Origin of the sequence: Neorhizobium lilium (assembly GCF_004053875.1) — a bacterium.
Classification (GTDB): Bacteria; Pseudomonadota; Alphaproteobacteria; order Rhizobiales; family Rhizobiaceae; genus Neorhizobium; species Neorhizobium lilii.
On the sequence record NZ_SBIP01000004.1, the window covers coordinates 243,714 to 255,955 of the forward strand.

12 protein-coding genes are annotated in these 12,242 nt (G+C 60.7%); all 12 read right to left on the reverse strand.

The genetic code is table 11. From position 1 onward, the window contains the following. Nucleotides 1-40 precede the first annotated feature (40 nt). The 12 genes from lpxB to tsf all read right to left on the reverse strand — a co-directional run bounded on the left by lpxB (nucleotide 41) and on the right by tsf (nucleotide 12,239). Nucleotides 41-1,234: a lipid-A-disaccharide synthase gene (gene lpxB, locus EPK99_RS18035; RefSeq protein WP_128444483.1), complete on the reverse strand. Its 1,194-nt coding sequence runs from the start codon at nucleotides 1,232-1,234 to the stop codon at nucleotides 41-43. After that, the gene (locus tag EPK99_RS18040) at nucleotides 1,231-2,121 is read right to left on the reverse strand and encodes an LpxI family protein (protein WP_128444484.1); all 891 of its coding nucleotides are present in this window, start codon (nucleotides 2,119-2,121) and stop codon (nucleotides 1,231-1,233) included. Before EPK99_RS18040 ends, lpxB begins: the two co-directional genes overlap by 4 nt. Continuing rightward, nucleotides 2,121-2,936 carry an acyl-ACP--UDP-N-acetylglucosamine O-acyltransferase gene (gene lpxA, locus EPK99_RS18045; protein WP_128444485.1) on the reverse strand — a complete coding sequence of 272 codons (816 nt, stop codon included), beginning with the start codon at nucleotides 2,934-2,936 and terminating at the stop codon, nucleotides 2,121-2,123. Before lpxA ends, EPK99_RS18040 begins: the two co-directional genes overlap by 1 nt. Further along, on the reverse strand, nucleotides 2,933-3,397 hold the full coding sequence (fabZ, locus tag EPK99_RS18050; protein WP_128444486.1) for a 3-hydroxyacyl-ACP dehydratase FabZ: 465 nt from the start codon (nucleotides 3,395-3,397) through the stop codon (nucleotides 2,933-2,935). Before fabZ ends, lpxA begins: the two co-directional genes overlap by 4 nt. Further along, nucleotides 3,390-4,454, reverse strand: coding sequence for a UDP-3-O-(3-hydroxymyristoyl)glucosamine N-acyltransferase (lpxD, locus tag EPK99_RS18055; RefSeq protein WP_128444487.1), 1,065 nt, complete (start codon nucleotides 4,452-4,454; stop codon nucleotides 3,390-3,392). The genes fabZ and lpxD overlap by 8 nt, the downstream gene beginning before the upstream one ends. 51 nt (nucleotides 4,455-4,505) lie before the next feature. Next, a complete protein-coding gene (bamA, locus tag EPK99_RS18060) occupies nucleotides 4,506-6,872 on the reverse strand; it encodes an outer membrane protein assembly factor BamA (RefSeq protein ID WP_128444488.1) in 2,367 nt (788 codons plus the stop codon). Between the two features lie 195 nt (nucleotides 6,873-7,067). Next, nucleotides 7,068-8,189, reverse strand: a complete 1,122-nt coding sequence (rseP, locus tag EPK99_RS18065; RefSeq protein ID WP_128444489.1) for an RIP metalloprotease RseP — start codon at nucleotides 8,187-8,189, stop codon at nucleotides 7,068-7,070. 38 nt (nucleotides 8,190-8,227) lie between these two features. Beyond that, entirely contained in the window at nucleotides 8,228-9,064 is an 837-nt protein-coding gene (locus EPK99_RS18070; protein WP_128444490.1) for a phosphatidate cytidylyltransferase, read from the reverse strand. Beyond that, nucleotides 9,064-9,807 carry an isoprenyl transferase gene (locus EPK99_RS18075; RefSeq protein ID WP_128444491.1) on the reverse strand — a complete coding sequence of 248 codons (744 nt, stop codon included), beginning with the start codon at nucleotides 9,805-9,807 and terminating at the stop codon, nucleotides 9,064-9,066. The genes EPK99_RS18070 and EPK99_RS18075 overlap by 1 nt, the downstream gene beginning before the upstream one ends. 54 nt (nucleotides 9,808-9,861) lie before the next feature. Next, nucleotides 9,862-10,422 (reverse strand): ribosome recycling factor, encoded by a 561-nt coding sequence (gene frr, locus EPK99_RS18080; protein ID WP_128444492.1) that lies wholly within the window; start codon nucleotides 10,420-10,422, stop codon nucleotides 9,862-9,864. 48 nt (nucleotides 10,423-10,470) lie between these two features. Beyond that, nucleotides 10,471-11,193 (reverse strand): UMP kinase, encoded by a 723-nt coding sequence (gene pyrH, locus EPK99_RS18085; RefSeq protein ID WP_128444493.1) that lies wholly within the window; start codon nucleotides 11,191-11,193, stop codon nucleotides 10,471-10,473. A gap of 119 nt (nucleotides 11,194-11,312) precedes the next feature. After that, the gene (tsf, locus tag EPK99_RS18090; protein ID WP_128444494.1) at nucleotides 11,313-12,239 is read right to left on the reverse strand and encodes a translation elongation factor Ts; all 927 of its coding nucleotides are present in this window, start codon (nucleotides 12,237-12,239) and stop codon (nucleotides 11,313-11,315) included. Between the last annotated feature and the right edge of the window lie 3 nt (nucleotides 12,240-12,242).

Below are 12,242 nucleotides of genomic sequence, written 5' to 3' on the forward strand. Positions count from 1 at the left end.
ACGCGGTAGCCTTGAAGAGATGATGATCGCTATGCGGCACTTATAGGCGGCTGGCGCGCTTCTTATCCATAGCGTCGAAGACGGCCGCGGCGGCCGCCTCTCCTGACGGCACCGGAACCTGCAGCCTTTGCCAGACCAACTCATAGCCTTCCAGCATGGCTTGCCGCTGCAGCGTGTCTGCCGAAAGACGCTCCGCCGTGCGGCAAAGACTGGCCGGCCGCAACACGTCGTTTACGTATTCGGGAACGATGGGATAATCGGCGATCAGGTTGGGCAAGGCCCCGGTCCAGGTCTTGATGCGCCCTGCAAGCAGCTTGATCAGCCAGTCTGTTCGGTAGGCCGAGACGACCGGCACGGTTGCCAGAGCCAATTCCAGAATAACGGTCCCGGAGGCGGCCATCGCAGAATCCGCTTGGATGAAGGCTTGCCGTTTACCTTCCTCATCCGCGGTGATCTCCACCGGCACCGGCAAATTTGTGGCCAACTGCCGCACCAGTGCCTCACGGCGCGGCACGGTGGGCAACAGGAAGCGGGTTGCGCCATTGCGGCTTGCGAATTCATGAGCGGCCTCTCCGAATACCGGGAGCAGTGCGTTGATTTCCGCCGAACGCGAACCCGGCAGCAGGACGATTGTCCTCGGCTCCCCCAGCTCCCGCTGGAGACGCTCTCCGCGGGCCTGGCGGATACGCAATATACCCGGATCATCCGTCAGACGGTGGCCGACGAAGGTGGTTTCGGGGCCGCCGAGGCGCTGCATCACCTCCGGCTCGAACGGCAGCACCGCCAGCACGCGATCGACATAGCCTAGCATGGCCTGGGCGCGATATTCCTTCCAGGCCCAGACACTGGGGCAGACATAGTCGATAATTGGCAAATCCGGCAGGGCCGCCCGCACCCGCTTTGCGACCCGATGGGTAAAGTCGGGGCTGTCGATGATAATAAGCACGTCCGGCCTCGCTGCGATGATCGCATCGGCAGTCTGACGGATGCGGCGGATCAGCTTCGGCAGGCGCGCAAGCACCTGCGTCAGTCCCATGATCGACAGCTCGGAAAAATCGAACAGGGATTTCAGGCCCTGGGCTGCGAGGCCATCGCCGCCCACTCCAGCAAGGTGTAGCGGACCGGGATGAAAAGACCGCATTGCGTTTATCAGATCAGCCCCGAGAAGATCCCCCGACACTTCGCCGGCAACGACGCCAACCGTCAAGCCGCCTGCCGATACGCTGTCGGTCATGCGGCGCCCCTTCCCTCAAGGCCTAGGTCGATGCCAGTCACGAACATGTCGGCAGCATCGGCCGCGGCGACCAGTTGCGTCTCGTCCAGCACCAGGGCCCGACCTGCCTCCACAGCAATGCCGGCCAGCCCAGCCTTCCTTGCATTCTCCAAGGTCGACAAGCCGATCGTCGGCAGGTCGGCGCGCATATCCTGCTGCGGCTTGCAGAGCTTGACGAGCACGCCACGGCGTCGGGAAGAAATGCGGCCCGCAGCACGCAGTTCGGCGACCCGCTGCAGCATCTGGTCGGTGCCTTCGACACCCTCGAGCGCCACCACCCTTCCGCCGACGCAGACGGCCCCCTGGCCGATATCCAGCCGACCCAGCATCTCGGCCGCCTCGACTGCCTTTTCGATATCGCGGAGATCGTCATCTCCCGGAACAACGCTCCCAAGGACACCGGTTTTTGCCAATAAGCCTGGGGCGATCTCCTGGGCGCCGATGACATGGCAGCCCATAGCCTCGATGAGCTTGATCACCATTTGCAGAACGGCATCGTCGCCGCTCGACATCAGCGTGCGAACCACGGACGGTATCTTGATCAGCGTCTTGAAGGTCGGCTTGATATCACGCCATTCCGGCCGACGCGACACGCCGCCGGACATGACGACCCGCACTATCCCGCCAACCCGCAATAGCGACTGGATCTGCGCCAGATCTCCAATGCCAACACGAACGACGTCGAAGCCCTCGAAGCGCTGATCGGCTTCGTTCTTCAAGGCAAGGATAAGAGGTTGCTCGCCTGCCCGCCGGGCAGCCTCGGCGAGGTAGACCGGAAGCTGGCCGCGCCCGGCAATGATCGCCAGCCGGCCCTCCGGCGCAAGGCTCGGGGTGCCGGCCACGGCCATCACGCTTTTCTGCGAAATGGAGACGAAATCGCGCGGTCACTCTCGGCGGTGATGAAGTCGATGATCTCAAGCGCTTCCGGGCAATCGACATAGGTTTCACGGACGTCTGCCGCCTTTGCCCGGACATTGCCTTCGGCTTCGAAGATATCCTTGTAAGCCCGGCGCACGCTATGGATCGTGGCCCGCTCGACGCCGGCCCGTGTCATGCCGACCACGTTCAACCCGCCAAGAACGCCTGGATTGCCGTTCAGCATGCCATAGGGAATGACGTCGTAGTTGACGGCGGAGAGCCCGCCGATAAAGGCCTGACGTCCAATGCGCGTGAACTGATGCACAGCACAGCCGCCGCCAAGGATGGCCCGGTCACCGACGTGAACATGGCCAGCCAGCATGACATTGTTCGACATGATGATGCCGTCGCCAAGCTGGCAGTCATGGGCGACATGGCAATTGGCGAGGAAGAGGCCATTGCTGCCCACGACCGTCTTGCCACCGCCACCGACAGTGCCCGTATTCATCGTCACCCCTTCGCGCATGGTGCAATTTTCACCAATGGTTAGGCTCGATTCTTCACCTGCCTCATGAAGACTTTGCGAGACCCCACCTATGACGGCCATGGGGAAGATGCGGCAGCCGCGGCCGATTTCGGTCCTGCCGGTTACGACCGCATGCGAAACAAGCTCCACATTGTCGCCGAGCACGACTTGGGACCCGATGTGGCAAAAAGGCCCGATAGAGACATTCTCGCCGATGACGGCGCCATCTTCGACAAGGGAGGTCGGATGGATGCGCGCACTGGCGGCTATCATGCTCATTCGCTTCCCTTACGCATCATTGCACCGATATCGGCTTCTGCCACAAGAACGCCGTCGACCTTGGCATCACAATGGAACTTCCAGATGTTGCCGCGCTGCTTCTGCTTGACGACGTGATATTCGACCCGGTCACCCGGCACCACGGGCTTGCGGAACCGAGCATTGTCGATGGTCATGAAATAGACCAGGTTACCGCCGTCGCCCTGCTTGCGCGCGCATATGGCGCCGGCCGTCTGCGCCATGCCTTCCACGAGAAGAACACCCGGCATGATCGGTTTGTCGGGAAAGTGGCCGGTGAAATGCGGCTCGTTGGCCGTCACGTTCTTGATACCGATGGCGGAGTTATCGCCATCGATTTCGATGATCCGGTCCACCAGCAGAAAGGGGTAACGATGAGGCAGGAGCGTCATGATTTCCTGAATATCGGCCGCGCCGAGCTCCGGCTTGGTCTCATCAGTCATTGTTGTCTCCTCTGCGCTTTGCCCGTTCGTCGGTTCGGGACATGATCGCCGCCAAATCCCGCAAAAAGTCCTTCATCGGCCTTGCCGGTACACCGCCATAGCGCGCCCCTGGCGGCACATCGCCCACCACACCGCTCATGGCAGCGATCTGGACGCCATCGCCGATCTTGATATGTCCATTAATGCCGGATGCGCCGCCGATCAACACGCCATCACCGATATGGGTGGAACCGGCAATGCCGACGCCGGCCGCAATGCCGCAATGCCGGCCGATCCGCACATTGTGTGCGACCTGAACCAGGTTGTCGATCTTGGTGCCTTCACCGATCACCGTATCGTCCATGGCGCCGCGATCGACCGTGGTGTTGGCGCCGATCTCCACATTGTCCTGGATGATCACCCGGCCGATCTGGACGATCTTCAGCATGCCGCGCGGGCCTGGCGCAAAGCCGAAGCCGTCCTGCCCGATACGAGCGCCGTTGTGGATAATCACGCCATTGCCGATCAGGGCGGCAGTTATGCTGGCGCCGGAGGCAATCGTGCAGCCACGCCCGATCTTGACGTTCGAGCCGATAATTGCGCCCGCCGCGATACGGGTGCCAGATCCGATCTCAGCACCCGCGCCGATGACGGCCATGGGCTCGATTTCGACATCCGGCTCAAGCTTGGCGGTCGGGTCGATAAAAGCCATGGGCGATATCGCGGCAAGCAATGAGGTGACGAGCGTCGGACGCATAGCTTGCGGATGCAGAATTTCGCCGGCCATGGCGAAGGCAGCGTGCGGCGACTTGCTGAACAGGATGGCGACATGTTCTGGCACGATGGAGGCCAAAGCCGCATCGCACAAAATCGCAGAAGCCTCGCATGTTGCAAGCTCCTCGCGGTTCTTGCGCGACAGGATATAGCAGATCTGGCCGGGCTTTGCTCTGGATACAGGCGCGACGGAGCGGATGATACGATTTCCGGCATCCGCATCACGCAATTCAGCCCCAAGACGGTTCGCCAACTCACGCAGGCTTATCCCGTCATGGGGCGGGTAGAAGTCGTTTTGGTCCATAAAGCCAGAGCTCCAGATCAGATTTCCGGTCGCAACCGCGACCGGAGCCTATCAGAACTGGTTCGACATGCTGAACCGGAACTGCTGCACCTTGTCGAAGTCTTCCTTCACGATAGGCTCTGCATAATCGACGCGAATGTTGCCGAAGGGCGAAGCCCACATGATGCCGGCACCGACCGAAACGCGCCAGGACATGCTCGTTCCCTGCAAGGCATCGCCGCGCATGTTGACGTCATTGCCGTATAGCGTACCCGCATCGGTAAAGACTGCAGCGCGAACACCGGCATCTTCCGGAATGCCAGGCATGGGTATCGACATTTCAGCGGACGCCGTGAAGTAGGTCGTGCCGCCGATCGCATCGTCGTCGTGGTTGACGGAGCGCGGGCCGATGCCGTCGTTCTTGAAGCCGCGGATCTGCTTGCCGCCGATCGTGAACTGATCGAAGACATTCAGGTCGTCGCCCGTCTTGAAGACGTGACCAGCACCAACGGCCAACGAACCGATCAGGTCGGCTTCGGTGGAGAGCGTATGGAAATAGCGCGCCCGACCGGAGATCTTGTAGTAGTCGGAATCGCCACCCAGACCGGCATATTCATGCGTGCCGGTGACGTAGAATCCTTCACGCGGCAGTGTCTGACTGTCCAGCGTATTGTAGGTCAGCGTCTGAGACACCAACGACTGGCTGAAGTCTTTCTTATTTATCAAGTAGGCATAAGGAGCCGAGACATTGTCGTCCGCTGTGAACGGCAAGCCATCATCGCCGAGACCGCCGTCGTCTTCATACTTGATCTGCTTGTATGTGTAGCGGAACGTCGTTGCCAGATCGTCGGTGATCGGCGCCGTGACGCGAAGGGTGATGCCCTGCTCGTTGTACTTGTAGTAATCGTTGGACGAGGTCTGGCTCTTGAACAGATCGAAGCCAGCCGCCAGTCGATATCCGAGGAAGTAAGGCTCGGTGAACGAAAGCGTATAGCTGCGGGCATCGTCCAAGCCGCCGCCTGCAGCGACGCGGATATACTGGCCACGGCCGAGGAAGTTCTTTTCTTCGACCGACGCTTCGAGCAGGAAGCCCTCACCGCCAGCGGCATAGCCGGCGCCGATGCCGAACGAACCGGTGGGCTGATCCTCGACATCTACGATGACCACTACACGATCCGGAGCACTGCCCGGAGCGGTCGTGATATTGACGGAGGTGAAGTAGCCGAGCGCTTCGAGGCGACGCTTGGCGCGAGAAATCATGTTCTGATTGAAGGCGTCGCCTTCGCTGAAGTCGAATTCGCGGCGAATGACATAGTCGCGGGTACGGGTGTTACCGCGTACTTCGATCCGCTCGACATAGGCGCGCTCGCCCTGATCGACCATGTAGGACACGCCGACGGTATGGTTTTCAAAGTTGCGGTCGCCACGGGGCGTTACGCGAGCAAAAGGATAACCAGCCGCTGCGACACGCTTGGAAATCGAGTCGATGGTCTTCTGGATCTGCCGGGAATCGTAGACGTCTCCGCTACGGGTTTCGACCAGACCCTTGAGGTCCTCGCTGCTGACGCCTGAGACCGTCGATTCGACATCGACGTTGCCGAACTGGTAGCGCTCACCTTCCTCAACCGTGAAGGTGATGTTGTACTTGTTGCTGGCCTCGTCCAGGACAGCCTGCGACGAGATCACCCGGAAATCCGGATAGCCATGGCTGTAATAGAACTGGCGAAGCGACTCTTCGTCGGCATGCAGCTTGTCTTCGTTGTAGACGTCCTTACGGGTCAGGAACGACAGAGGGCCGGATTCCTTGGTGGCGATGACCGCCTTGAGGCGACCCGTGCTATAGGCCTGATTTCCGCTGAAGGTGATATCGGCAATTTTCGTCCGCTCACCTTCGTTGATGACGAAGGCGAGATTGACGCGGCCCTGGCCGACTGGCGCGGTCTGCGTTGTCACTTCGACATCGCTGCGGCCCGTCGCGGCATAGGCTTCCTTGATGCGCTGGATATCGGCATTGACCATGGCCTGGTTGTATGGACCGAGAGGCTGGGTCTGAACGACGCCCTGCAGCTTGTCGTCCTTGATCTTGCGGTTGCCGTTGAACACGACCTGGTTGACGAGCTGGTTTTCGCTGACGGTGACGATGAGCGTGCTGCCCGAGACGGACATACGGACATCCGAGAAATAGCCGGTCGAATATAGCTTCTTCACCGAATCGTCGATGTCGGTGCTGGAGAAAGCGACGCCGGGCCGGATGGTGAGATTAGAGCGAACCGCTTCTTCGCCGGCGCGCTGAGTACCGCGCACCTGAACGCTGCGGATTACCGCTGCTTCGGCAGCAGGAGCGGAAGCAAGCATCAGAACACTTGCGCCAGACGCGACAACACCAGCAGACAGCGCAAACGCCGACACTGCGTTCAAAAACTTTGAACCAGCCTTCATTTCAATTCTTACCTTTTCCCGTTGTCCCTCGGCGGGTGGAGCCCGACTCCGGCCACGTGTGTCGTTTTACCTTCTTTTGCCCTACAAGCAAGGTATCGCGTTAATTTCTGTTTACTTCCTTTCCAGGCGTGACCCATCAGCCACGGAAGCCTGAAATTATGGTGAATAAACAGTTTCTTTCACGGACGGCTTCAGTCAACCGATCAAATTGCTGATGTCGTTGAAAGTCGCAAAAACCATCAAGCTCAGCACCATCGCGAGACCGATCCGGAAAGCAATCTCCTGCGCCCCCGCAGCAAGCGGCCTGCCGCGGATTGCCTCAATCGCGTAGAATACCAGGTGACCGCCGTCAAGCACCGGAACCGGCATCAGGTTGAGCAGTCCAATGGAAACGGAAAGCACGGCGGCAAGCTGGACGACGGCGGCGACCCCGAGGCTCGCCATCTGGCCCGATGCCTGCGCGACCCGAACAGGACCGCCGAGCTGATCCGCCTTCATGCGGCCGGTAAAGAGATTGCCGATATAGCGGAAGGTTCCGGTGACGATGTTTCCGGTTTCGGTAACCCCTTCCGATACCGCCTGGAGCGGCGTGAAGGTTTCCACACGAAAATTGCCGCGCTCCTCATTGGTGACGATGCCGATGAGGCCAAGCTCGATCTTGTTGCCGAACTGATCCGTCATTTCCGTGCGCTTCGGCACCATGGGCAGTTGAAGTTCCTGCCCGTCGCGTAAAACGGTAACCGTTATCGGGGTTTCCGGCCGAATGCTGACATAGCGGCGGACGTCATCGAACGTCTTGATGCGGTTACCGTCCATCGCCACCAGCCGGTCGCCTGGCTGGACGCCGGCTGCCAGAGCGGCGCTGTCGGGCTTGACCTCGGCAACCACCGGATCGGCCACGACTTTGCCGTAGACGCTAAAGAGCACGGCGAAGATGGCGATCGCCAGGATGAAGTTTGCGATCGGGCCGGCGGCAACCGTGGCAGCTCGTTTCCACAGCTTTGCACCCGCCAGCGTCTGAGCTTTTTCGGCCTCGCTCATATGAGCGACTGCGCCCGCGTCCGGCATGCTGGCGGCATCGTCGTCGCCGTAAAACTTCACATAGCCGCCCAAGGGGATGGCGGAAAGTTTCCAGCGGGTCCCGTGACCATCGGTGAAGCCCAGAAGCTCAGGGCCGAAGCCGACCGAAAAGGCAGTAACGCGGATGCCGCACAAGCGCCCCACGAGGTAGTGCCCCATCTCGTGGACGAAGACGAGAACCGACAGCACGATGACGAATGGGAGGATGTATCCAGTCAAAAAGCCCAAAATAGCCATCAAGGTTTCCGCTTCCAGTTCGACAGTTGGCCACGCTTCTACAATCCGAACAGAAATGCCGCGACGCTCTCATCTACATGGCCCGTCAGGGCCGCATGCGCAAGTGTCAGTAGAAACGCTGCGAAGCAGGCGAAAACGAGACCATCCACCCGGTCCATGACCCCGCCATGGCCTGGGATGAGCCGGCTGGAATCCTTCACGCCGAACCGGCGCTTGATGAAGGATTCGAACAGATCGCCGATCTGGCTGGCAATCGACAAAACGAGAGCGATGGCGGCTGTCCATATAGCAAACTGCGAGAAGGCCACACCGGCAAGCGCTGAAGCTGCAATGATGCCGGCAATCGTTCCGCCGATTGCACCTGACCAGGTCTTGCCTGGAGAGATTCGCGGCGCAAGCTTTGGCCCGCCGATCGCACGGCCGACGAAATAGGCGAAGATGTCCGTGCTCCAGACGACGGCGAAGACGAAGAGCGTCGCTACCAGCCCTGCCTGATTGTCGCCGCGGATGGCAACCAGCGAAATGCCGCTCAACCCGGCATAGACGATGCCGCCAGGGAGCCACCAGGTGCCGCTGCGCCGCAGCAAGGTCAAAAGTGCGGCGGTGATCACGCCGCCGCCCATAAGCGGTATGGACATGCTGTCATCGCCGAACAGGATATTGCCCGCGACAAGCCCAATGATGAGCCAGGCAAAGGCATGGCCTGTAAAATCCCGCTCGCCAAGCCGAGTAATCGTGGACCATTCGTAGTAGACGAGGATGGTGATGAGTGCCGCCACGACACGGAAGGGAAAGCCACCCATCCACGTCGCGTATATAACGATGGCAGCAAGCACCAGGGCGGAGAGGATGCGCTGCTTTAACTCGGTGCCCATCAGCCGCCTACCGCAGCCGTTTTGGATGAGAGTCCACCGAAGCGCCTGTCCCGCGACGCAAAGACCTTGAGTGCATCGAAGAAGAGGTTGCGGTCGAAGTCCGGCCAGTAATCGGGCATGAAGAGAAGCTCGGAATAAGCAGCCTGCCACAGAAGGAAGTTCGAAAGGCGCTCCTCTCCGCTCGTACGGATAATGAGATCCGGGTCCGGAATATCGGCCGTATCGAGTTCACCGCTGATCATCTGGGCCGTGATGTCGTCGGGGCTCAGCCTGCCCGCCTGCACCTCGCGGGCGAGCTTGGCGGCGGCCCGTACGATCTCGTCGCGGGAGCCGTAGTTGAAGGCGATCACCAAAGTGAGCGACGTGTTGTGGCGGGTCGTTTCTTCCGCCTCCAGCAGCAGCGGCAGAATATCGCTGCGCAGCTTCTCCCTTTCGCCGATAATCCGGATGCGAACATTTTCGCGGTGAAGCTCGGCAAGATCGCGGCGGATGAACTTGCGCAGCAGGCCAAGGAGATCGTTGACCTCCGTTTCTGGCCGCGACCAGTTTTCGGACGAGAAGGCAAAGAGCGTAAGATATTCCACACCTGCATCGGCGGCGGCCTTTACCGTCTCGCGCACCGCTTCGACGCCCTTGCTGTGGCCGATCGTCCGGGGCAGCCCACGCTTGTTGGCCCAGCGCCCGTTGCCATCCATGATGATCGCAACGTGGCGTGGAATAATCGCAAGTTCGGGGCTGACCATATCCGCCGTCGTTCCTTTCTTAGCCGAGCTCAGATCCAGCAGGTTCGGCCTCGATTAGACCTGCATGATTTCCTTTTCTTTCTCCGCAAGCAAGCGCTCGACGTCGGAAATCGTGTCGTCCGTCATCTTCTGCACCTTCTCCGACAGCGAGCGGCTTTCGTCCTGTCCGAGCGTGCCATCCTTCTCCGACTTCTTCAGCCCTTCCATACCGTCGCGGCGTACGTGGCGAATCGCGACCTTGGCCTTTTCGGTATAGTCGTGCGCCACCTTGACGAGCGACTTGCGGCGCTCCTCGTTGAGCTCCGGCAGCGGGATACGCAAATTCTGGCCATCGACGATCGGGTTGAGGCCGAGATGCGATTCACGGATGGCGCGCTCGACGGCGCCGACCATCGACTTGTCCCAAATCGATACACCCAGCATGCGGGGCTCGGGAACCGTGATGTTGGCAACCTGGTTCAGCGGCACGCGCGAGCCGTAGGCTTCGACCGTGATCGGCTCCAGGATATTGGCCGAAGCGCGCCCGGTGCGCAGCGAGGCGATATCGCTCTTGAACGCGGCGACCGCGCCTTCCATGCGGCGCTTGATGTCGTTGAGATCAACTGATCCGCTCATGCAAGTTTACTCCCGTATTGTTCTTCGGCGGCCTGGCCGCGTCTCAGTTCAATTGTCAGATACGATCGTCTTTCGCCCGCCACCGGTCAAGATTTGAGCAAAGCCGCCCTTCTCATGGATGGAAAACACGATGATCGGAATAGCATTTTCACGCGCCAGCGCCACGGCAGCGATATCCATCACGGCAAGGCCCTTGTCCAGAACCTCGCCATGGGTCAGCGTTTCGAAGCGGGTGGCCGTCGGATCCTTCTTTGGATCGGCCGAGTAGATGCCGTCCACCTGGGTGCCCTTGAAGATGGCCTCGGCGCCGATCTCGGCCGCGCGCAGAGCTGCAGCCGAATCCGTCGTGAAGAATGGGTTGCCTGTGCCGCCGGCGAATATGACCACCCTGCCCTGCGCCATGTGGTGAAGCGCCTGGCGCTGCGAGAAGCTCTCGCAGATCTCCGGCATCGAGATGGCGGAGAGCACGACCGTGTCGATCGAAAGCTTGCGCAGCGAGGTTGCCAGCGCCAGCGCATTAATGACGGTGCCGAGCATGCCCATGTGGTCGCCAGTCACCCGGTCGCCGCCCTTGGAGGCCACCGCTACGCCGCGAAAGATATTGCCGCCGCCGACGACCACGCCCACTTCCACGCCCATAGCACGCGCTTCGGCTATGTCGGATGCAATGCGGTCGGCGACCGTTACATCGATACCGAAGCCCTGGCTGCCCATAAGAGCTTCCCCGGATGCCTTGAGCAGAACACGCTTGTAGATGGGCGTAGCGGACATGGAGGCTCCTTGAAACATGAGAGGCTTGCGGAGAGGTCAAACGGGTTGCGGATACACGAAGGGCACCGGCTTGTCACCCGGTGCCCCACTGTTTTACCCGTTTTCCGGATAGGCCTTGATCAGCCCTTGGCGACTGCAGCCACTTCCGCGGCGAAGTCGGACTCTTCCTTTTCGACGCCGTCGCCGAGCAGGAGGCGCGCCATGCCAGTGACTTCGATTCCGGCGCCAGCAAGCTTTTCAGCGTCCTTGACGGCCTGACCGACGGTCACGTCCGGGTTGACGACGAAAGCCTGCGACAGGAGCGCGACTTCCTCGAAGAACTTGCGCATGCGGCCTTCGACCATCTTTTCGATGATGGCTTCCGGCTTGCCGGATTCGCGGGCCTGCTCGATGAAGACGTTGCGTTCGCGCTCGGCGACGGCCGCATCGACTTCCTCGGGGCGGATCGCCAGCGGGTTGGTCGCAGCGACGTGCATGGCGATCTGACGGCCGAGCGACGACAGGACTTCCTTGTCGCCGATCGACTTCAGGGCGACCAGAACGCCGAGCTTGCCGATACCTTCGCCGGCCGCATTGTGGATGTAGGTCGCCACGACACCGTGCTCGACCTGAAGCAGAGCTGCGCGGCGCAGCGTCATGTTTTCACCGATCGTGGCGATGGCGTCCTTGATGGTGTCGGCAATCGGCTTGCCGGAAGCAGGATAGGTCGCAGCCGAGATCGCCTCGACCGAGCCGTCGGTCGTGAGGGCGACGCTGGCAATGCCGCGAACCAGATCCTGGAAGGCGTCGTTACGCGCAACGAAGTCGGTTTCCGAATTGAGCTCGACCACGACGGCCTTGTGGCCGGCGCCGGCGATGCCGATCAGGCCTTCAGCCGCGGTGCGGCCCGACTTCTTGTCGGCCTTGGAGATGCCCTTGGCGCGCAGCCAGTCGATTGCTGCTTCGATGTCGCCGTTGTTTTCGGTCAGCGCCCTCTTGCAGTCCATCATGCCTGCGCCGGACTTTTCGCGCAGTTCCTTAACCAGTGCAGCGGTGATTTCAGCCATTTT